This is a genomic window from Robertmurraya beringensis (genome assembly GCF_042433785.1).
Taxonomy (GTDB): Bacteria; Bacillota; Bacilli; order Bacillales; family Cytobacillaceae; genus Robertmurraya_A; species Robertmurraya_A beringensis.
Genome location: NZ_JBHLUU010000095.1, coordinates 1 through 21,667, shown reverse-complemented (window position 1 = coordinate 21,667; position 21,667 = coordinate 1). Strand labels below are relative to the sequence as shown.

General features: G+C 34.2%; 17 protein-coding genes. 15 read left to right on the top strand and 2 right to left on the bottom strand.

Features of this window, described 5'->3' with window-relative positions:
* Nucleotides 1-255: 255 nt before the first annotated feature.
* From ACFFHF_RS13285 to ACFFHF_RS13250, 8 genes are all read left to right on the top strand, one after another.
* Nucleotides 256-612 (top strand): hypothetical protein, encoded by a 357-nt coding sequence (locus ACFFHF_RS13285; RefSeq protein WP_377058356.1) that lies wholly within the window; start codon nucleotides 256-258, stop codon nucleotides 610-612.
* A gap of 106 nt (nucleotides 613-718) precedes the next feature.
* A complete protein-coding gene (locus tag ACFFHF_RS13280; protein WP_377058355.1) occupies nucleotides 719-1,996 on the top strand; it encodes an IS110 family RNA-guided transposase in 1,278 nt (425 codons plus the stop codon).
* Nucleotides 1,997-2,861: 865 nt separating this feature from the next.
* Nucleotides 2,862-3,674, top strand: a complete 813-nt coding sequence (lgt, locus tag ACFFHF_RS13275) for a prolipoprotein diacylglyceryl transferase (protein WP_377058354.1) — start codon at nucleotides 2,862-2,864, stop codon at nucleotides 3,672-3,674.
* A 100-nt stretch (nucleotides 3,675-3,774) separates the two neighbouring features.
* Nucleotides 3,775-4,404 (top strand): YdhK family protein, encoded by a 630-nt coding sequence (locus ACFFHF_RS13270; RefSeq protein WP_160549369.1) that lies wholly within the window; start codon nucleotides 3,775-3,777, stop codon nucleotides 4,402-4,404.
* 186 nt (nucleotides 4,405-4,590) lie between these two features.
* Nucleotides 4,591-4,797 carry a copper chaperone CopZ gene (gene copZ, locus ACFFHF_RS13265; RefSeq protein ID WP_160549370.1) on the top strand — a complete coding sequence of 69 codons (207 nt, stop codon included), beginning with the start codon at nucleotides 4,591-4,593 and terminating at the stop codon, nucleotides 4,795-4,797.
* 346 nt (nucleotides 4,798-5,143) lie between these two features.
* Entirely contained in the window at nucleotides 5,144-7,576 is a 2,433-nt protein-coding gene (locus ACFFHF_RS13260; RefSeq protein ID WP_340906660.1) for a heavy metal translocating P-type ATPase, read from the top strand.
* 181 nt (nucleotides 7,577-7,757) lie between these two features.
* Nucleotides 7,758-8,921 carry a stage II sporulation protein P gene (gene spoIIP / locus ACFFHF_RS13255; RefSeq protein ID WP_377058353.1) on the top strand — a complete coding sequence of 388 codons (1,164 nt, stop codon included), beginning with the start codon at nucleotides 7,758-7,760 and terminating at the stop codon, nucleotides 8,919-8,921.
* A gap of 129 nt (nucleotides 8,922-9,050) precedes the next feature.
* Nucleotides 9,051-9,986, top strand: coding sequence for a F510_1955 family glycosylhydrolase (locus tag ACFFHF_RS13250; RefSeq protein WP_160549372.1), 936 nt, complete (start codon nucleotides 9,051-9,053; stop codon nucleotides 9,984-9,986).
* A 329-nt stretch (nucleotides 9,987-10,315) separates the two neighbouring features.
* Here ACFFHF_RS13250 and ACFFHF_RS13245 read toward each other — a convergent pair whose 3' ends face one another.
* Nucleotides 10,316-10,987: a response regulator gene (locus ACFFHF_RS13245; protein WP_160549373.1), complete on the bottom strand. Its 672-nt coding sequence runs from the start codon at nucleotides 10,985-10,987 to the stop codon at nucleotides 10,316-10,318.
* A 279-nt stretch (nucleotides 10,988-11,266) separates the two neighbouring features.
* On the opposite strand from ACFFHF_RS13245, the gene ACFFHF_RS13240 reads away from it, so the two are divergent.
* The 4 genes from ACFFHF_RS13240 to ACFFHF_RS13225 all read left to right on the top strand — a co-directional run bounded on the left by ACFFHF_RS13240 (nucleotide 11,267) and on the right by ACFFHF_RS13225 (nucleotide 15,623).
* Nucleotides 11,267-11,440: a hypothetical protein gene (locus ACFFHF_RS13240; protein ID WP_160548485.1), complete on the top strand. Its 174-nt coding sequence runs from the start codon at nucleotides 11,267-11,269 to the stop codon at nucleotides 11,438-11,440.
* 752 nt (nucleotides 11,441-12,192) lie between these two features.
* Nucleotides 12,193-12,948, top strand: a complete 756-nt coding sequence (gene motB, locus ACFFHF_RS13235) for a flagellar motor protein MotB (RefSeq protein ID WP_160548486.1) — start codon at nucleotides 12,193-12,195, stop codon at nucleotides 12,946-12,948.
* A gap of 65 nt (nucleotides 12,949-13,013) precedes the next feature.
* The gene (locus tag ACFFHF_RS13230) at nucleotides 13,014-14,513 is read left to right on the top strand and encodes a UDP-N-acetylmuramoyl-L-alanyl-D-glutamate--2,6-diaminopimelate ligase (RefSeq protein ID WP_340906664.1); all 1,500 of its coding nucleotides are present in this window, start codon (nucleotides 13,014-13,016) and stop codon (nucleotides 14,511-14,513) included.
* A gap of 147 nt (nucleotides 14,514-14,660) precedes the next feature.
* Nucleotides 14,661-15,623 (top strand): metal ABC transporter solute-binding protein, Zn/Mn family, encoded by a 963-nt coding sequence (locus ACFFHF_RS13225; protein ID WP_340906665.1) that lies wholly within the window; start codon nucleotides 14,661-14,663, stop codon nucleotides 15,621-15,623.
* Nucleotides 15,624-15,759: 136 nt separating this feature from the next.
* Here the strand turns inward: ACFFHF_RS13225 and ACFFHF_RS13220 are convergent, their stop codons facing one another.
* On the bottom strand, nucleotides 15,760-16,440 hold the full coding sequence (locus tag ACFFHF_RS13220; RefSeq protein ID WP_160548489.1) for a response regulator: 681 nt from the start codon (nucleotides 16,438-16,440) through the stop codon (nucleotides 15,760-15,762).
* Nucleotides 16,441-17,030: 590 nt separating this feature from the next.
* Between ACFFHF_RS13220 and ltaS the strand changes: the two genes are divergently transcribed.
* The 3 genes from ltaS (at nucleotide 17,031) to ACFFHF_RS13205 (ending at nucleotide 21,319) form a co-directional block, all read left to right on the top strand.
* Nucleotides 17,031-19,001, top strand: a complete 1,971-nt coding sequence (gene ltaS / locus ACFFHF_RS13215; protein ID WP_160548491.1) for a lipoteichoic acid synthase — start codon at nucleotides 17,031-17,033, stop codon at nucleotides 18,999-19,001.
* Between the two features lie 132 nt (nucleotides 19,002-19,133).
* The gene (gene lhaT / locus ACFFHF_RS13210) at nucleotides 19,134-19,721 is read left to right on the top strand and encodes a lipoprotein heptaprenylglyceryl N-acetyltransferase LhaT (protein ID WP_512700633.1); all 588 of its coding nucleotides are present in this window, start codon (nucleotides 19,134-19,136) and stop codon (nucleotides 19,719-19,721) included.
* A 311-nt stretch (nucleotides 19,722-20,032) separates the two neighbouring features.
* Nucleotides 20,033-21,319: a murein hydrolase activator EnvC family protein gene (locus tag ACFFHF_RS13205; RefSeq protein WP_340906670.1), complete on the top strand. Its 1,287-nt coding sequence runs from the start codon at nucleotides 20,033-20,035 to the stop codon at nucleotides 21,317-21,319.
* Nucleotides 21,320-21,667: the final 348 nt, after the last annotated feature.

The window sequence follows — 21,667 nt, the reverse complement described above, 5'->3', positions numbered from 1 at the left end:
TAGTGGATTTGGACGGGTTACCACCTGACTTATCCATTATAAAGGACTTTTTCTTTGCACAATATAATAAAGTTGAACATTTTGAGTATTTTTAATAGTGAAATTAAATTAATGCAACACTAGTGACTTTCTTCATTAGTAAAAAAAGAGTCATAAAATAATTTAAAACATCTGTTAACACTAATTCACGGTTTCTATAATCTACCCACCTTCATAATATAGTTACAAGATCGGTTACTGGGGAGGGAAGCATTTTTGTTAAACAGAAGAGACTTTATTAGTAAATCGTTGAAAGGAACTACGAGTTTAATTGTAATATCTATTGTACCTCTTGGATTAAGCGCATGTAGTAATAAAGAATTATCTTTGGATACAGATTCTATGGTTAACCTAGGTCCCCTAACTGAACTTAATAAAGGGCTATTTCCCAAAAAGGTGCCTTATAAAGTAAATATAAAAGATGCTTGGACCGAACAAAAAATGGAGGGATTTGTTTATATAAACAAGTATTCAGAAGATAATAATTTACTTATTTTGTCTCCTATTTGTACGCATCTGGGTTGTGTTGTAGGTGATGCTGATGAGAATTTGCAAAAGGAGCATTCCTGTTAGAAGGATTTTCGGGGACTTGAACAAAAAAGAGCCCTCTTGGTATGATACGGGGTGTCAAAATCTGCAGAAATTGACCCCTAATTTGTTAACCAAGGAGGACTCCATAATGGATTTTAAACAAAACCATAAAATAAATCAAGTCACTGAAAAAACACTCGTTGTCGGAATCGACATTGCAAAGCGAAAACATTTCGCCTGCTTTGTAGATGATCGTGGGCGAGTGCTCCAAAAATCATTTTCTATATTACAATCTAATGATGGTTTCCAGCATTTTTATCATCGTATTCTAACTGCGATGAAAGAACACGAAAAAACAGAAGTCATCGTAGGGATTGAACCTACTGGCCATTACTGGCTTAATTTAGCCTATTTCCTTGAGGAACGAGGCATTCCCCTCGCAATGGCTAATCCTTTGCACGTCAAGCGCTCAAAAGAGTTGGACGACAATTTACCAACCAAACATGATCGCAAAGATGCACTGGTGATCGCTCGTCTCATAAAAGATGGACGCTTTAGTTATCCACGTATTTTGAAAGACATTGAGGCGGAGCTTCGTGTTGGGTCAACATTTAGAGGTAAGTTGACAGAGGAATTAGGTGCTGTCAAAAATATGATGATTCGCTGGTTAGATCGATATTTTCCAGAATTCACTCAGGTGTTTCCGTCATTCGGAAAAATGGCACTGGCTGTACTTGAATGTACTCCATTTCCAAGTGATCTATTTCAAAAGCAGCCAGATGAAATCTTATCACTTTACCGACAGGTTGAGGGGCTAAAATCTCCCCAAAGACCAAAAGCAATACAACTTATTGAAGTCAGTTCTAACTCCATCGGAGTAACAGAAGGACGTGAGATGGCCCGTATTGAAATTGCCACGCTCGTTCGCCGTTACAACCAGTTGGAACAAGAAATTGAAAGCATTACACAGCAATTAGTCACGCTTGTACAAACGTCTGTAGAGTACGAATGGCTCTCAACGGTTCAAGGACTGGGTGATACCACAATCGTTGATTTGTTGGCCGAAATCGGAAGCTTTTCACACTATAAAGATCCACGCCAAATCATTAAACTTGCGGGATTAACTTTACGTGAAAACTCTTCCGGCCAGCACAAAGGGCAAAAACATATCTCCAAACGGGGAAGGAGAAAGCTACGTGCCCTCCTTTTCCGAGTAATGATGCCAATGGTTCGCCATAATGAAGCCTTTCGAAAGCTGCATGAATATTACACTAACCGTAAGGTTAACCCGTTAAGGAAGAAGCAATCTATTGTGGTTCTATGCGGAAAACTATTAAAAGTCTTACATGGAATAAGTACAAAGCACAAAGCTTTTGACGCACAGCGAATGATGAAGGATATTCCTAGTCTCGCAGAGGCTATGTAGAGTCTACATCCCCTTATAGACCTAGACAACAGGATGACACGGAGAAGCTGGCAATATTTTCCCCATCCGACCTCGAGTCCCTAAAGGAGCTTCGCTAGCCTCTGCCTTATGACTAGACCGAACGAAGGAATGTAGGCACTTAGATGCCCAGAGACATGGGAGGGTACGTCATCATAAGCTACGCAGAGATCCATTGTGCATCGCATAATTCCAGAGCACTACTTTCCATCATTATCCAGTAGTGACCGCGTAGCGTACCCATACATTGGAATAGTTTCACAAATTATGAAAAATTTATTAGGATTCGTGTCGAAAAATATTTTTTTGACACTCCACCAACGGGTCAAACCGTTGATAAATCAACATTTATAGAGGGAGGGCATTCGTTATTATTGTCCTTGTCATGGTGGTCAGTACGATGAATACGGAGTAAATGTAGGTGGGCCACCACCAAGACCGTTAGATATGTTTAGCCCATATGTGGAGAATGGAAATGTGTATATATCTATATTAAATCCAACTGTAAGGTAAACAAATAAAGAAGCGAGTTGAGACTACAGTGAGTTGTTGTAAAGGAAAGTCTAATAATAGAAAAAAAATTTCCCCCTTTAAATTCTTTGCCATTTGGGTTTTAGTAGTAGGTGCAATCGGATTATATAGTATATTCCTTAATTAATTTTGTACTAAAAGAAAAAAGATAAATTCTATAAAAAGCAATGTATTGGTTATCGGAATTTTTTCGATGACCATTTTATTTGGCGAAAGCAATAACATATTCTTATATTGTGATATTTGCATACTTTCTCCATATTCTTTTTGTATCATTAATAAAGTAAATATATAACTAACTTAGGGAGAGATATATATGGGTAGTATCCAACCGTTAAGTAGAGTAGCTTTAGATTTGGGGCCAATAACAATCTATTGGTATGGTATTATTATTGGATTCGGCATATTTTTAGGGTGGTTTCTTGCGACGAAAGAAGCTGAAAAATCAGGACTCAATAAGGATATATTTTCAGATTTATTATTATGGGCAATTCCAATAGCCATTATAAGTGCAAGAATATACTACGTGTTATTTAAATGGGATTACTATGTAAAGAATCCAAGTGAAATCTTAGCGATTTGGCAGGGCGGAATTGCTATTCATGGGGCTTTAATTGGAGGAATCATAACCGCTGTTATATTCGCAAAGAAAAAGAATGTTTCATTTTGGAAACTTGCTGATATTGCCGCGCCAAGTATTATTCTCGGGCAAGCAATTGGTCGATGGGGAAATTTTATGAATCAAGAAGCCCATGGAACAGCAGTTACAAGAAGCTTTTTAGAAAATCTAAATCTCCCAGACTTCATTATTAATCAGATGTATATTGGAGGTTCATATTACCACCCCACGTTTTTGTATGAGTCCTTATGGAGTTTATTAGGTTTCTCATTATTGATCATACTAAGGAAGTTCCCACTTTATCGTGGTGAATTATTCTTTTCTTACATTATTTGGTACTCTATTGGAAGGTTTTTCATCGAGGGATTACGGACTGATAGTCTAATGTTGACTGATTCATTACGAATTGCACAAGTATTGTCATTACTCCTAATTGGTATTGCAGTATTTATTATAGGAATTAGACGTTGGAAAGGCTTTTCAAATAACAAATCCGCTAAATCTATATAAAAAAAAGGAAATTAATTGTAAACATTAGGAATCTGCATATTTTTTGCAAATTTATTGTATATACTATGCTCGTAGTTTAAATAAGGGAGGATTTTATATTATGCTGAAAAGTAAAAAAATATTGCTAGCGCTAGTTTCTCTACTTACAGTAATCACCTTAGCTGCGTGTGCTGGTAATGAGGAGAGTGATTCCAACCAGGATGAGGGTATGGAAAACATGGATCACTCAAATATGGATATGGGTTCAGAAACTGAAGAAAACGATGATTCTGGATCGGAAGAAAGCATGGACATGGATCATTCTGGTACAGGAGAAGTGCCTGAAGGGTTAAAGGTATCAGAAAATCCAACATATAAAGTCGGAAGTAAAGCAATCATCAAAGATGCTCATATGGAAGGTATGGAAGGTGCTGAAGCAACTATTGTCGGTGCTTATGATACGGTTGCATATGCCATTTCATATACCCCAACAAATGGTGGAGAACCAGTAGAAAACCATAAGTGGGTTATTCACGAAGAAATTCCTGATGCTGGTGAACAGCCTCTAGAAACGGGCGCTGAAGTAACAATTAATGCAGAACATATGGATGGCATGGATGGAGCTAAGGCTGTAATTGACTCAGCAGAAGAGACAACCGTCTATATGATCGATTTTACACCTACTACTGGTGGTGAAAGAGTAACCAATCACCAATGGGTTACTGAAAGCGAACTTTCACCAGTTGAATAATGTCTAATATGAAGAAGAGGAGTTGTTTTCTTATAGAAAACAGCTCCTCTTTTTATTTTAAAACATCATAAAAACCCCATATTTTTGTCACAGAACATTCACTTTACATACCATACTAGGGTATCATATAATATAAGTAAGTTAAGAATATAATTCAAACTAAAACCATAAAGGAGACGAGATCTAATGGAAAAGGTAACACTTAAAGTTCAGGGGATGTCTTGTGGTCATTGTGTAAATTCGATTGAAGGTAGTGTAAATGAACTAGAAGGTGTCTCTTTGGTCAAAGTTCACCTTAAGGAAGGAACCGTTGAGATAGAATATAGTTCAAATGATATAAATCTTGAAACGATAAAAAGGACCATTGATGAACAGGGTTATGATGTAATCTAAGAATGGAGAAGGAGGTCGTGCTAATGTAAGCACGTTCTCTTTTTTAAAAATATATACCCCACACAGGTATGGAAGGTGAAGAAACATGTCAAAGGAAAAAGATAACAGTAATATTCCCACTATTGATGAATTAATAACAAGTCTTAATCAGAAAAGAATTTATGCTAAAAAGACATTGTCAAGACAGGAGATACTGAAGCGTTTGACTTCCCAGTCTTTAACGAAAATTTATATCTAGATTGATGTTAGAAGAATGATGTTATCAGTTTAAACAAAATTGTACCGTCATTTAAAATTTACTAAAAATAAGAACATTGTGTGTAAATTAGTTAGGAGGAAAGAGGACATGACAGAAATAGCAAAATTAAAAAATCAACCTCATAATGTCGCCATGGAAAATGTCTTGTTAAATATCACTGGTATGACATGTGCAGCTTGTGCTAACCGGATTGAGAAGAACATAAATAAAATACCTGGGGTCCAAAAAGCTAGTGTAAACCTTGCAACAGAGAAAGCATCTGTATCATATGAACCTTCAGAGGTGTCAATTGATGACATTATATCTAGAGTCAAAAAGATTGGTTATGGAGTTCAAGAGGAAAAAGTAAAGTTTAACATCCTAGGAATGACATGTGCTGCCTGTGCAACTAGGATTGAAAAAGGTTTAAGTAAAATCGAAGGAGTAACACAAGCAGCCGTAAACCTTGCAACGGAGAAAGCAACAGTTGAGTATATTCCTGGAAAGACCAATGTTGATCAGCTAATTACAGCTGTTAAAAAAGCAGGATATGATGCTAAGGTAATCGGAGAGGTTGATGAAGACTATGAAAAAAGTATACGGGAAGCTTCCTATAAAAAACAAAAAATAAAATTTATGGTTGGGGCTTTTCTTTCGCTATTTTTCTTAGCGCAAATGATTTCCGACTTTACAATGGAGTATGGAAGTGGTGGATTCTTTCATATGAATCCCTGGATTCAGTTTTTACTTGCCACTCCAGTACAATTCTATGTAGGTGGCCACTATTACCGTGATGCATTTAACGCCGTAAGGGGCGGAAGTTCTAATATGGCTGTATTAGTCGTTCTTGGTACATCAGCAGCCTATTTTTATAGTTTAATTGTTACGATTATGGGAACGAGTCAATTTTTATATTTTGAAGCTGCAGTAATTGTCATGACACTGATTGTTCTTGGTAAGCTACTTGAAACGCGTGCTAAAGGGCAAACTTCGGAAGCGATAAAGAAATTGATGGGACTTCAGGCTAAGACCGCATGTGTAATTAGAGACAATGAAGAAATTGATATTCCTATTGAGGATGTTCAACTGGGTGATGTGATATTTGTTCGTGCAGGGGAAAAAGTTCCTGTTGATGGTGAAATTATAGAGGGGACGACTACAATAGATGAATCTATGCTAACGGGTGAGAGCATGCCAGTTAGTAAAAAATACGGAGATACTGTGATTGGTGCTACAGTTAACAAACATGGTTCGTTTAAATTTAGAGCCACTAAAGTTGGCAAAGACACAGCGTTATCCCAAATCATTAAGCTTGTTGAAGAGGCACAAGGGTCGAAAGCACCGATCCAACAACTCGCAGATAAAATCTCTGGAGTTTTTGTACCGATAGTAATTTTAATCGCTATAGCAACGTTTATAATTACCTATTTCTTAGTAGGATTTACCCCAGCACTGGTTAGTACTATCGCCGTACTTGTCATAGCCTGTCCGTGTGCTTTAGGATTAGCAACACCGACAGCAGTAATGGTTGGTACCGGGAAAGGCGCTGAAAATGGTCTCTTAATTAAAGGAGCAGAGCATCTCCAAAATTCTCAGCGTCTAACCACGATTGTCTTAGATAAGACAGGAACCATTACTAAAGGAGAACCAGATGTTACTGATATTGTAACCTATGGTATTTACTCTGAAGAAGAAATACTACAACTAGCTGCTTCCGCAGAAAAAGGTTCAGAACATCCACTTGGTGAAGCCATTGTTAATAGAGCCAAGGAAAAAGGCTACCAATTGATAGATGGAACAAACTTCAACGCCATTCCGGGGCATGGAATTCAAGTTGAAATTAAGGAAAAAAATATTTTGATTGGAAATAAAAAGTTAATGGCTAAAAATAAAATTAATATTGAAAATGCCCTTGGTAGAATGGAGAATCTAGAAGGCGAAGGAAAAACAGCTATGCTAATTGCAATAGAAGGAAGGCTTGAAGCAATCATTGCTGTTGCAGATACAGTTAAAGAGAGCTCAGCAGAAGCAATAAAACGGATGAAAGAACTTGGAATTGAAGTTATTATGATAACAGGGGACAATCGTCTCACTGCAGAAGCGATCGCAAGACAAGTAGGAGTCGATCGAGTTCTTGCAGAGGTGCTTCCAGAAGATAAATCGGCTGAGGTAGAAAAGCTTAAACAAGAAGGAAAGATCGTTGCAATGGTTGGAGATGGAATTAATGATGCTCCTGCCCTTGCTGCAGCTGATGTAGGTATTGCCATAGGAACTGGAACAGATGTAGCCATTGAAGCTGCCGATATCACTTTAATGCGCGGAGATTTATTGGGAATAGTAGATATAATTAGCCTATCAAAGACCACTATGAGAAAGATACGTCAAAACCTTTTCTGGGCATTTGCTTATAACATTGTTTTAATACCGGTAGCTGCGATGGGTCTTCTTAATCCAATCCTAGCTGGTGGAGCAATGGCGTTTAGTTCGGTCTCTGTCGTAGGAAACACCTTGTTTCTTCGTAATTGGAAAACTCAACGATAAATATAAAAAACTACTTATTAACCTACTGATTTTTCAGTAGGTTATTTTTTGTCCAATTTAATTTTTCTGTTTTAAATAGATTATTGCATTGGGGAAAAACTACTAAAATACAGAAATTAATTCTATTTTTTAATAAAAATAATAGATTATACTAAGCACAATTTAAATGACGGAGGTTGTTATGAAGTATATAAAAGTGATAAAAGTGCCTGGTATATTAAAGCTCCAATCTATATATTTAGGATTTTTTATGATTCTGTTTAGTATCATTTTAATAACAAGTCTGTTTGATTTAAAATATAAATTTTCCTATAGTTGGCTTTCTAGATCTTTTGAAGATGTTTCGACAGAATTTTTCATAGATGTTATCGCATCTGAAATTAGTCTATATAGTCCTAATACCGACCAAGCGGATACCCCTTTACCAAAGGTACTACTTTCAACAGTTCTTAATATTTGGCCAGAAGACATTAGAACCTTTCTCGGGAGAGAGCTACCTGGATTTTTAACCTTTAATACAGAAATCGCTGTTGCTGGTATAGGTACAAATTTAACCACATTGCCAATGGAGTCTCCACCTCCCTTAGAGATTTTATTAAAAGAAAGAGAGCAATCAGAAGCCGAGATTGCGAAATCAAATAGTGAGGAGAATCCCCCAGTTAATACACCATCCTTAAAGACTGAGAAAGATGCAGTATTCATTTATCATTCTCATAGTTGGGAAGCATTCTTGCCGCTTTTAGAAGGAAATAAGACTGCAAATGAAGCAGTAAGTCTTGCAGAAACCAAAAATGTTATTGCGGTTGGTAATAAACTTAAGGAAGAACTAGCTGAACGTGGGATAGGTGCGAGTCAAAGTAAAGCTAATGTGACAGAAGAATTAAAAAAGAAGAACTGGAATTACAATCAATCCTACATTCTCTCGAGAGAACTGGTTCAAGAGGCTATGGCACAAGAGGAATCTATTCAATATTTGATCGATATTCATAGAGACTCTCAAAATAGAGAGCTTACAACAACCAAAATAAACGGAAAAGACTATGCAAGGTTATTTTTTATTGTAGGTAAGGAAAATAAAAACTACGAACGTAACCTTGCTCTAGCCAAAGAACTCAATCAGAAACTTGAAGAAAAATACCCAGGAATTAGTAGAGGTGTCTTTATTAAGACAAAAGATGATGGGAATGGAGTTTATAATCAAGATCTATCTAGCCAATCTATGCTTCTTGAATTTGGTGGTGTAGAAAATAATAGTATGGAGCTAGATCATTCTATAGAAGCTTTTGCTGAAGTATTTAGTGAATATTTTTGGAAAGCAGAAGAGGTTAGTGGTAGTGGGAATTAGGTATAATGCTAGTTTTCAATATTCTCCATTCTTTTCGAAAAAGGACAATATTAGTAATAAGAATTCATAGAAAATGCACACTTTAAATGTATTATTGTCCTTGAAAGTAAGAGGTAGGAGGCAAAGTTTATGTCTAGAAAGAAAATGCAAAAAAAGAGTAAAAATGGATTAGGGTGGCTACTTTTAGGAATTATGGTGGTTTTTATTGGATTAATATTCATTCCAAAAAATAAAACAGAGAGTATTAGCTTCCCTGATCTACATGGTTTAAGTTTTTCTTCAGATGGTACAAAGTTAGTTGCAGCTGTACATGACGGATTAAGGGAATATAGTGATGGAAAATGGACTACACCTGATGGTGAGAAAAATGATTATATGGGTTATTCACCTATAAAAAATGGGTTCTATAGTAGTGGACACCCTGGCCCTACATCAAGTTTAAAAAACCCTCTGGGGATCGTAAAGAGTCAGGATAATGGTAAGACTATAGACGTGGTGGATTTACACGGGGAAGTTGATTTCCATTCTTTAACGGTAGGCTATGAAACGGAAGACTTATATGTTTATACACCTGAACCAAATTCAAAGATGAAGGAAGCAGGATTTTACTATTCAAAGGATAAAGCTAAATCTTGGAATGAGATGGACTTAAACGGACTTACAGGAAACCCCAGAACAATCATAGCACACCCTACACAAAAAGGAGTGGTGGTCATTGGGACAGATAAAGGCCTATATTTATCTAATGATTATGGAGAATCCTTTCAATTACTATCAGATGACATAATAGCAAGTACTGGAACTATCTCTAGTCAAGATGAATTAATTGTTGGTCAAAATACTGATGAGAAAAAAATAATCAAAATAGGTTTAAATAACAAAGAGGTAATGAATGTTGATCTTCCTAAAAATATAGATGGTAACATTATGTATATTACTAATAACTATAATAACCCCGATGAGATTGCTATTGCTACAGATCAGATCAATGTATATGTTAGCAAAAACAATGGAGCGGATTGGGAAAGTATAGTTAATTTAGGTAAGGGTATTAACCAGGAATGATAAGTAATTCAGTATACTAAATGTATTTTGACTGTTCATGTGCTTGGCTAAATATTCTATATTCAATTGTTCATATCATATACTAGTTAATCTCAAAACCTTATGCCAGATTAGAACATGCACTAAGAATGCATGTTCTATTTTTTTGTTTGTGTATTGGAATTGTGTCTTTTTTGTAATAAAAATATTGAAAGTATGTATTATATTCAATTGAAAAAGCATAGTTCCGTTACGAAACTATGCCACCTATTCACATTAAATGTGTCCATTTCTTCAATAAACCTAGATAATCCGATGGTTCAGAATTTTTTAAACGCATTAAGTTTTATTTAGTCAGACCACTTATAACCAACTCCCCAAACAGTGCTTAAATGATCGTCCACAGGGAAACTAGATGTTCTTAATTTATCTCTTATATTTCTTACATGGGAGTCTATCGTTCTGTCATCTGTATTTACTCCATGACCCCAAATAGTGGTAATCAGATGATCACGTGTAAAAACTTTATTACGATTTGTTAGAAACAAACTCAAAATAGAAAGTTCTTTTGGGGTTAATGATATAAGATTTTTATTATGCCGCAACTCATATGACTCTGGATTTAATTCTAATCCTTTAAATACGATTTTATTAGAAGTATTATTGTTCCTTCTAAGTACAGCATTTATCCTCGCTAATAATTCCTCTTCGTCAAACGGCTTAGATATATAGTCATCTGCACCTATACTCAAACCTTTAACAACATCTGCTTTATCTGTCCGTGCAGTTATCATAATAATAGGTACTTCTACAATCTTCTTTATCTCTACACAAGTCTCCCATCCATCCATCTCAGGCATCATAATGTCTAATAAAACAAGGTCAACTTTATTCTGTGATAGGTACTTAAGTGCTTCCTTTGGCTGGTTCATTTTTATACATTTGTAACCAACTGGCGTTAGGTATAAGCTAATCAAATCCAACATCCGTGGCTCATCATCAACTATTAATATCGTCTTCATATATTAGATACTCCTTTGAATAATTTAGGTTGTTTAAATTTTACCTAAAAAATATGAAAAAAATATGGAGAAAAAAACTTTGTTGCTCCCCCTAAAAAATAAATGTGAAGTAATTAAATGCATAAAATCTGCAATTTATCTTGGTATAGTTTATATAGAACATTTCTACATCTGATTAATTAATACTCAATAAACGATATCCATATCTTATTTAAATACAATATGGTTGATAGGAAGAAAAAATTGAATGGCAGTATCTCAAGGGGTGGAGAGGAAGAAATGAAATTGTTGGGGGTCATCAGCCTAGTTATTGTTCTCATATTAGTTGTAAAATTCATCAAACTGATGAATAAAGGAAAGGATTATGGTCATATCTCATATAGCCAATCCAACAAAATTGTAGATATTCAAAGATACAAAAAAATGAGAGAAAATGATCATAATTTATTGTAAGGACTCAACAATACTGCTTATAGTAGGTAAACATTTTGGAAGAGTATAAAACATTCAAATTAGGCAAATTGATTATTTATAGATTAACTATTTTATATACATTGATAAAAAAATAAAAATGAGAGGTTTGCATTATGAACTGGATGGATTTTTTTAATTTTACACTATACCTTGGGAGTTATTCCTTATTGCTATTGATGATCCTGGCAAGCGTATATAAAATCCTTGAATACATGGACAAATAGGATTAAAAATATAGAGGTAAATTGAATAACTCATAAAGCCTTTTCAAAAAAATATGAAGTACAATTGGGTTCCTTTATACTCTTATTTATACAATATATTTACAATTAAAATTACCCTTTCAATAGCTAACCTATACTATAAAATCCAGCTATCAAAGTTACTTTATGAATTTAATATCATCCTTCCTGTTATCCTCCTTATTACTACAATTACCTTTTCTTAAACCTTTGGGTCTTCGCAGTTTCACATTGTTTAATGATTATCTAAACTTTTTTAGTTGTCCCCTTCCACGATCAAATCTCTTAAAACTCGACACCCCTTATTTATTTTGATCCAATTATTTACCAAACAGGGAAGATGAATTTTATCTGAAATCTCCATAATATCTACACAATTATATGTTATTTTAAATTTCATCTATTTTGTATAACTTTATTTTTTATCTTAAGAACAACTTTTTATATTGAGATGGAACATATTACTTGCTGAAAGCGGGAGAAATTAATATGAGTAAAAAACGTAAGAAGGGCAAATATGATGATCACGTGGATGAGTCCTGGCTAATTCCTTATGCAGATTTATTAACCTTGTTACTTGCTTTGTTTATTGTTTTATTTTCAATGAGTTCAATTGATGCAAAAAAATTCAATGCAATGTCCCAAGCATTTAACGAGGTATTAACAGGTGGAACGGGTGTAATGGAATATCCAGAACCTGATAATAACAACTCAGTGTCAAAGGATACTACCCAAGAGCAGCAGAAACAAAAGAATGAGAATAATAACCTATCCACGGATGTAGAACAAAATGAATTGGAAAAGATTCAAAATAAAGTAACAACCTACATTAATGAAAGGAACCTACAAAAGAGTTTAGAAACGCAGATAACAGATGAGGGTCTGTTAATTACCATTAATAATAATATGTTATTCGATTCTGGAGCGGCTGAGATTCGATTAGAAAATATTGAAATTGCAAAAGATATTTCTGAGTTACTTATCATGGATACACCAAGGGAGATTGTTATTAGTGGCCATACAGATAACGTACCAATTCAATATGCAGACTTTGATTCAAACTGGGAACTTAGTGTTAAGAGAGCAGTGAATTTCATGAAAATCTTACTTAATAATAAAGGGCTAGATCCTCGTTTATTTAGTGTAAAAGGTTTTGGAGAATTTAAGCCTATAGCAACAAATGATACTGAGGAAGGAAAAGCTAGAAATAGAAGGGTTGAAATACTTGTGCTTCCTCGGGATTAGTACCGTCCGTTTCCCTTACAACTTTATTAAAAATGATTAATTATAGAAAGAAGGTGTAATGACGAATGATACTCCAGGATGTGATTAAAGGAATACAAGTCAAAAATAATCCGAATATTTCGGATAAGGATATCTTCATAACAGGTATAGCAGATAATTCTAAAGAAGTAAAAAGTGGATATATTTTTGTTGCAGTGAGTGGTTATAGCTCTGATGGTCATGACTATATAGAACATGCTGTCAGTTTTGGAGCTTCCATTGTTATTGGAGAAAAAGAGATAGACAATTTAGAAATTCCTTATCTACAAGTTGATAACAGTAGAAGGGCATTAGGTATAATTGCTAAGAATTATTACAATGACCCTAGTAGTAAAAAAATAATGATTGGAATTACTGGTACTAATGGAAAGACAACCACAAGTTTTATGTTGCAACAAATTTTAGAGAAAAATGGGATAACCTGTTCTGTTATAGGAACGATATACAATATTATAAATGGTAAAAAATTGGTTTCTGAAAATACAACTCCCGGTTCGATAAAACTTAATTCGTTATTACATTCTAGCAAAGATCAGGTTGTAATAATGGAGGTGTCTTCCCATGGATTAGCTCAATATAGGTTAGAGGGAATCAAATTTGATTATTGTATATTCACCAATCTTTATCACGAGCATTTAGATTTCCACGGGTCAATGGACGAATATTTTCTGGCAAAATCATTGCTTTTTGAAAAATTAAAACCATGTGGTTTTGCCATTATTAACGGTGATAATCATTGGGGAATGAAGCTTTATAAGATACTACAAGAGAGGGAAATTACAACTTATTTGGTAGGAACTTCTAACTCTAACGATTTGATCATTACTACTTATGAAAGTGCAAAAAATCCTTTTATTTTGTTAACAGAAGAAGATCAGTCGGTAGAAATTAAATTGCCTATACCAGGGCTCTATAATTTATATAATGCTGCATTAGCTTACTCTACTGCTAGATTCATGTCTATACAAAAGGAGAGTATATTATCTGCTTTAAACTCTTTCCCAGGAGTACCTGGGAGATTTGAAATTTATAGACATGACTTGGGTCCAACCTTTGTTGTGGATTATGCTCATACTGCAGATGCCTTTGAGTTTATTCTACAAACTGTCAAAAAGTGCGGTGCCAAAAGAATCATTCATATCTTTGGGTTTCGTGGTGGGCGTGACTTAACAAAGAGAGCTGAAATGGTAGAGGTGTCGTCAAAAATCAGCGATTATTACATTTTGACTATAGATGATCTAAACAACGAAAAGGTCAATGAGATGTTCCATATGATGGAGAATCTTACAAGTAAAAACTCTCCTGAAAAAGGCTTAATTATTCTAGATAGAACCCTCGCCATTCAGACTGCTCAACAAATGGGAAAAACAGGCGACTGGATCGTAATTACAGGTAAGGGACCTGAACAATATAAACAACCATTTGTTTTACCAACAAATACTGACAAAGAAACAGTTCTGTATGTTCAAGGGCAGTTTGAAAAAGAACTTCGGCGGAACTTAAGCTTCAATCAACAACAGGTATAACGCAATTCTAAAAAATCTATTTTAATTCCTGGTCTCTCCCTTCATATTTTCTGCATATTTCAATGATAATGTTGACTTATTTTATTTATGATATAGTATATTAATCGTAATGATTACTATTTACGAAAAATATGAGGAGGACCAAGAATGAAAAAATTAGTATCTTTACTCTTTTTTATTATTCTTTTATTGGTTGGATGTAGTGAATCGACTTCTAAAGACGATAATAAAGAAACAAATAACCAAGAAATACTTAAAATATATACAACCATTTATCCGCTTTTAGACTTTTCTGAAAAAATCGGCGGAGAGTTTGTGGAAGTTGAAAACATTGTCCCGACAGGTGCAGACGCCCATTCTTTTGAACCAACAAATAAAACAATGATAAAAATAGCTGAAGGTGACATGTTTATTTATTTAGGAACTGGGATAGAAGGATTTACAGATGCTGTAATCAACGCAATGAAGAATGAAGATACGAAAATTATTAACTCCTCCGAAGGAGTCCGTCTAATAAGTTCATCTGAATCTTTAAATGAAACTGAAAGTGAAGAAGAGGAAGAGGAACATGCAGATGAAAATGAAGGTGACAATGTTCCCCATGTATGGCTTGATCCACAGAGGTCAATTCAACTAGCAGAGAATATTAAAAATGCCTTAGTTGAGATGAAACCAGAACAAAAAGAGTATTTTGAAGAGAATTTTAATCTACTGAAGAAAGATCTAGAACAACTTGATTTATCTTTCAAATCGATGGTTGAACAGTCTCCTAATAAGACATTTATTGTTTCTCATTCTGCTTATGGATATTGGCAAGATGCTTACGGATTAGAACAAGTTGGTATCAGTGGTCTTTCACCAAGCAATGAACCATCACAAAAAAGTTTAGAGGGAATTATTAAAGTTGCTGAAAATCGAGATATAAAGTATGTTTTATTCGAACAAAATGTAGAAAATCGAGTTGCAGAGGTAATAAAACGAGAAATCGGTGCGGATACATTAACGCTTCACAATTTAGAATCACTGACTGAAGAAGATGTCAAAAATAACGAAGATTATATTTCAGTTATGGAAAAGAATATTGAAACGATTAGACAGGTATTGAAATAAACTTCTTAGTATATTATTACTAATAACCAATTAAATCTAATTTAGCTCATGTAACTTGAATTAAACATAGAAAAAAGACCAGTTGAATAATGTACTGGTCTTTTTTCTTTCTTTTTTACTTAAGAAAAATGATTCATCAATTTTCCTTTCCGGCCCATTTATATCCGACTCCCCATATGGTAAGTAAATGATTCTCAATTGGAAAGCCTGCTTTCCTTAATTTTTCTCGTAAGTTCCTTACATGCGAGTCTATTGTTCTGTCTTCTGTTAATACTTCAAAACCCCAAATAGTATTGATTAAATGCTCACGGCTAAATACTTTTTCTTGATTAGTTAACAACAAACTTAGAATTCCAAACTCTTTTGGTGTAAGTGAGATTTCTGTATCATAATATTGAAGTACATATGAGTCACGATCTAAAATCAGGCCTTTAAATGAGATTTTACCATTTTCACTCGTTTGTCTGCGTAATATAGCTTCAATTCTAGCAGTCAATTCATCCTCATCAAAAGGTTTAGAAATATAGTCATCAGCTCCAGACTTTAAACCCTTTACAATATCCGATTTTTCACTCATCGCAGTTAGCATGATTATAGGGATACTCCAATACTTTCGAATTTCTTTACAAGCCTCCCAACCATCCATCTCAGGCATCATAATATCCAATAAAATTAAGTCCACCGGATTAGACTCCAAATACTGGATTGCAGCTTTTGCAGATGTCATTTTGATACACTTATATCCTTCAGGTGTCAAATATAAAGATAATAAGTCTAACATCATCAATTCATCATCAACTAATAAAATGGTTTTCATTTCCCTTTGCTCCTTTGAAATATGTGAGAATTATTAACTTATTAACCTTATTTAAATTCCTTTCAAAAGAGTATACACTTTAAATTTGATAAATTTGTGCAGATTATACATAAACATAGATATTCTCATATTAGAAATTCACTTAGCTAACCATGTTACTTAATCTCTAATTACATAACATACAAAAGATAACTAGTAAAATAATCCAGTTAAAATTATTAATTCATCTGCACACTTTCTTCAAAATATTATGGCATACTTATTTTATGTCTTATGCATTTTAAGACAAGAAAAAGAACCTAAACCATAATGATGAAAGTAAGAGTAGGGGAAAAAGGAAAAATTGTATTGGCATTGGGGTATTATTCATATATTTATATTCTTACTTATACTAGTAATAAGTAAACATCAAATAACCTAATAATAAAAAATCCCCCTAAAAAAATTTAGAAGTAGATAACGAATATTTGTGAGTGGAGAATTTGTATAGGTATAGATCAAAGGTTAATATTTTTTTCGTGTAATGAATATCATTTTTTATATTATTCGAACTATAAATTAACCCATCGGATCAAGGAGGATATTATTATATGTTTCAAAGAAAACTAGAGTTATTTTCATTTAAAATATTGAAGCTATATTTTATAGCAGTAGTCTTATTATGGTTAAAAACTTATTTTGTCTATCTCAGAGAATTTAACTTAGGTGTAAGCAATGGAATGCAGCAATTTCTGCTGTTGTTAAATCCAATTAGTTCAGCAGTTATATTTTTAGGTATCTCTTTGTTCTTTAAAGGTCGAAAACAGCAATGGATACTATTGTCCATTAATGCTTTTTTATCCTTTTTATTATATGCGAACGTAGCTTATTATCGGTTCTTTAGTGATTTCATTACCGTACCAGTATTGTTCCAGACCCAAAATTTTGGAGATCTCGGAGGAAGTGTAGGGGCACTTCTTCACCCTTATGATATTTTTTACTTTACAGACACTATAATCCTACTATTACTCATAATTATGAAGAAGGTTGAACCTATAAAAGCACTTCCAAGACGATCTTTGACTGCAGTGTTTATTACAGGATTTATCATTTTAACATCAAATATAGCACTTGCAGAATTGGACCGCCCACAGTTACTAACACGTACTTTTGATAGAAACTACTTAGTAAAATATCTAGGGGCTTATAATTTTACCATATATGATATTATTCAAAATTCCCGGTCCTCTGCACAAAGAGTATTGGCAGACAGTAACGATATAACAACAGTAGAGAATTACACCAATGCTAATTATACAAGCCCAAAGCCTGAATATTTTGGGTCTGCTAAGGGTATGAATGTGATTTATATTTCTATGGAGTCATTCCAAAACTTCCTAATTGACTATAAATTAAATGGTGAAGAGGTAACACCGTTCCTAAATTCTTTGACAAGAGATCCAAATACGATATATTTTAAAAACTTTTTCCATCAAACGGCCCAGGGGAAAACATCTGATGCAGAATTTTTAATGGAAAATTCTTTATATCCTATTCCCCAAGGATCCGTATTTACAACTAAAGCACAAAATACGTACCAAGGTTTACCAGCTATCCTTAAAGACAAAGGATACTATTCTGCAGTATTTCATGGGAATTATAAGACGTTTTGGAATAGAGAAGCAATGTACAAGTCTTTAGGATACGATATGTTCTATGATGCAACGTATTATAATATGGTAGAGGAGAATGTGTTAAATTACGGGTTAGAAGATAAACCATTTTTAAAAGAAACCATTCCATATTTAACAAGTTTGCCACAGCCATTTTATACTAAACTAATTACCTTATCTAACCATTTTCCATATCCATTAGATGAAGAGGATCAATCGATTGAACCAGCTAACACAGGTGACAAAACAGTTGATAGATATTTTCAAACAGCACGTTATCTTGACGAGGCATTAAAACAATTTTTTGAAGATCTAAATACATCAGGCTTAAGTAAGAATACAATGGTTGTCATGTATGGGGACCATTATGGAAATTCGGAGAATCGCAAGAATGCTATGTCAAAAGTTATTGGCAAAGAGGTAACTGATTTTGAACAAGCTCAATTACAAAGGGTTCCTCTATTCATTTATGCACCAGGTTTAAAAGGGTTTATGAGTGACACTTATGGTGGTCAGATTGATGTCCGGCCAACGGTCCTACACCTTTTAGGAATTGATACTAAACATCAAGTATCATTTGGGGATGATTTACTCTCCAAAGAAAGAGATGGAATTGTTAGCTTTAGAAACGGAGACTTTATCACAGAAGAAGTAACATCTATTAAAGGGAAAATTTATGATAACCTTACTGGACTAGAAGTACAAGATAAAACCATATATCAGAAATATAGTGAGATTGTAAAAGGTGAATTGGAAATGTCCGATAAAGTTGTATATGGAGACTTACTTCGTTTTCACGAACTAGACTCCATTAAAAAGACGGACCCTTCTACACTAGATTACTCAAAGGCTATCCATTTAAATGAAGAATCCTTGCAAGATGAGGAAAAAGATGAGGAAGAAGAATAGGAAATTAAGGTTTCAATTAGTATCCTAGCAGAAAAACTACTACCCCGCTTTTAAACTATTGATTTAGAAGCGGGGTATAGTTTTAAAATTTATTTATTTTTTGGTAAATATCAAGAAAGTAGGATGACAGAATTGTATTTATTTAATCATTTATTAGGAAAAAAATGGTTTATCTGGGCTTTGTTTATTATTAATATATTGGGAACAGTTTATGGTTATATTTGGTACAAGTATCAACTAGTTGAAACCCCAGCTAAATTTATCATTTTTGTCCCTGACAGCCCAACTGCTAGTTTGTTCTTTGTATTTGTATTGGGAGCATTCCTTCTTAAAAGGAATTGGCCACTCTTTGAAGCGTTAGCCATAGTTACCCTGTTTAAGTATGGGGTATGGGCTGTTGTCATGAATATACTTACATTAAAAGTAACAGGCAACCTTCACTGGACAGGATATATGTTGATCGTTTCTCATGCTGCAATGGCCATACAAGGACTATTGTATGCGCCTTTTTATCGATTTAAATTATGGCACTTAGCTATTGCAGCTGTTTGGACGCTTCATAATGATGTGATAGACTATGTTTTCTCTATGATGCCATGGTATGGAGTATTAGGAAATTACATGCCTCAAATAGGTTATTTTACGTTTTGGTTAAGCGTTATATCAATTGCCATTGCTTATTTAGCTGGAAGGATTCAAAAGAAAGAATTATCACTATAGTACCTTATTAATAAGCATAAAGGCCAAGATCAAAATCTCGATCTTGGCTTTTTATTTTCATCAGGCATAAAAAACAAGTATTGTTTTCTAGTTAACAAATAAAGGCATAGGTGAAGGAGGCATCCAAATGTCATCCAATAGACAGATTTGAAAAGAAACTGTAATAAAATTATCAGCGAATTCGACAAAAACAGATGATAAAATTTAAACAAGGGCAATAAAACGACAAGATAACCGAATAATTAACATATTTCCCTATAATGTTTGAATATTGATTAAATGAAATTTAATAGTTAAAGGTGAGAAAAAAGGTGAAAAATACAATATTATCAGTTTCGGTCCTATCTTTAATAAGTTTGGGCGTGACATTATCTGAATCTCCAATAAAAGCACTTGCTGAGACTACGAAAATAGAAGATTTAAAGGAAGAGAAGGGTGAAATAGATAGCAAACAAAATTCAGTTGAATCAGAAATAGATGAAACCGAAGAGAAAGTTAACAGTCTAAAGAGTGAACAAGCAAAATTGGATGCTGAAATAAAGGAATTAGACTCATCCATTACAAAAGCTGAAGAACAAATGCTTGCAAAACAGAAGGAGATAAGTGAAACCGAAACTCAAATTGCAGCATTGAAAGAGGAAATAAAGGTACTTGAAGAGAGAATAGCAAAGCGTAACGAACTTCTCAAAAATCGTGCCCGTTCTTTTCAAGAGAACGGTAGTATGATTAGCTATATTGATGTGCTAACAGGAGCTAGGGATTTCAGCGAGTTTATCGATCGAGTAGAACTAGTTGCAACTTTAATGGAAGCTGACAGAGATATCCTACGTGAACATAAAGCAGATAAAGATCAGTTGGAAACCTCAAAAAGGGACTTAGAAAAAAAAGCAGAAAGCCTCCAAGTGATGCTTAAAGAAATAGAAACATTGAAGCAAAACTTAAATACTCAAAAAGAGGAAAAAGATAAGTTAATGGCTTCCTTACAACTTGAAGAAGAAGAACTTGAAAATTATAAAATGAATCTTGAGGAAGAAGCACAGTTATTATCTTCTCAAGAATCCGCTATCCAAAAAGCTATTGAATTAGAGAAAAAGAATCAAGCAGCAAAACAAGCTCAAAATGCTGTAAGTAGCGGTGGTGGTACTTCTGCTTCAGCACCTGCTACTTCCGCACCTTCAGTTTCAGCTCCTCCTGTTTCAAATGGATCTTTTACGAGACCAACCAGCGGAGTTTTGACTTCAGGATTTGGTTCAAGATGGGGAGCTAATCATTTTGGTGTGGATATTGCACAAAAAGGCACAGTACCGGTTGTATCAGCAGCGGACGGAGTTGTAATGAATTCGTACTACTCATCGAGCTATGGTAATGTTGTTTTTATCTCCCATTCTATTGAAGGACAAGTATACACCACCGTATATGCTCATATGAGTAGTAGATTAGTAAGTACAGGTCAAACTGTCTCGAAGGGTCAACAAATCGGTTACCAAGGAAATACAGGCCAGTCTTTTGGACAACACTTACATTTCGAGCTCCATAAAGGATCCTGGAATGCAGGAAAAACAAATGCTATAAACCCTATTGGTATTGTTCCTCTATAAAATATTTTTGCCAACAATATCTACAGGATCCATAGGGAAAAGAACAGCTTAGTGATATTTCGCTAAGCTGTTGTCTTTATCGCTTTTTGTAAGGGACGGTCTTCTTACAAACAATATAAGAAACTTATCCAATCTATTAAGTTAGTAGATTAGTATATTTATCTAAAATATATTGATTACCATATGTTTTTAGTGAATTACATTGTTACATTTGATCATTTACTGTTAATGGCGTTTTATTATGTCCCGAAATTGACGTTACTAATTGTCCCAACACTGACGGATTCACTGTCCAAAATGAAGGGGAAGCACCTTTATGCTTCCCCTAGAATCTTACAAATCAACGTG

What these genes read in the sequence shown, in the direction of transcription:
- ACFFHF_RS13240 (WP_160548485.1), top strand. Translation starts at nt 11,267, where the DNA reads ATGAAATTGTTGGGGGTCATCAGCCTAGTTATTGTTCTCATATTAGTT.
- lgt (WP_377058354.1), top strand. Translation starts at nt 2,862, where the DNA reads ATGGGTAGTATCCAACCGTTAAGTAGAGTAGCTTTAGATTTGGGGCCA.
- ACFFHF_RS13245 (WP_160549373.1), bottom strand. Translation starts at nt 10,987, where the DNA reads ATGAAGACGATATTAATAGTTGATGATGAGCCACGGATGTTGGATTTG.
- ACFFHF_RS13270 (WP_160549369.1), top strand. Translation starts at nt 3,775, where the DNA reads ATGCTGAAAAGTAAAAAAATATTGCTAGCGCTAGTTTCTCTACTTACA.
- ACFFHF_RS13280 (WP_377058355.1), top strand. Translation starts at nt 719, where the DNA reads ATGGATTTTAAACAAAACCATAAAATAAATCAAGTCACTGAAAAAACA.
- copZ (WP_160549370.1), top strand. Translation starts at nt 4,591, where the DNA reads ATGGAAAAGGTAACACTTAAAGTTCAGGGGATGTCTTGTGGTCATTGT.
- ACFFHF_RS13220 (WP_160548489.1), bottom strand. Translation starts at nt 16,440, where the DNA reads ATGAAAACCATTTTATTAGTTGATGATGAATTGATGATGTTAGACTTA.
- ltaS (WP_160548491.1), top strand. Translation starts at nt 17,031, where the DNA reads ATGTTTCAAAGAAAACTAGAGTTATTTTCATTTAAAATATTGAAGCTA.
- ACFFHF_RS13260 (WP_340906660.1), top strand. Translation starts at nt 5,144, where the DNA reads ATGACAGAAATAGCAAAATTAAAAAATCAACCTCATAATGTCGCCATG.
- ACFFHF_RS13225 (WP_340906665.1), top strand. Translation starts at nt 14,661, where the DNA reads ATGAAAAAATTAGTATCTTTACTCTTTTTTATTATTCTTTTATTGGTT.
- spoIIP (WP_377058353.1), top strand. Translation starts at nt 7,758, where the DNA reads ATGAAGTATATAAAAGTGATAAAAGTGCCTGGTATATTAAAGCTCCAA.
- ACFFHF_RS13230 (WP_340906664.1), top strand. Translation starts at nt 13,014, where the DNA reads ATGATACTCCAGGATGTGATTAAAGGAATACAAGTCAAAAATAATCCG.
- motB (WP_160548486.1), top strand. Translation starts at nt 12,193, where the DNA reads ATGAGTAAAAAACGTAAGAAGGGCAAATATGATGATCACGTGGATGAG.
- ACFFHF_RS13250 (WP_160549372.1), top strand. Translation starts at nt 9,051, where the DNA reads ATGTCTAGAAAGAAAATGCAAAAAAAGAGTAAAAATGGATTAGGGTGG.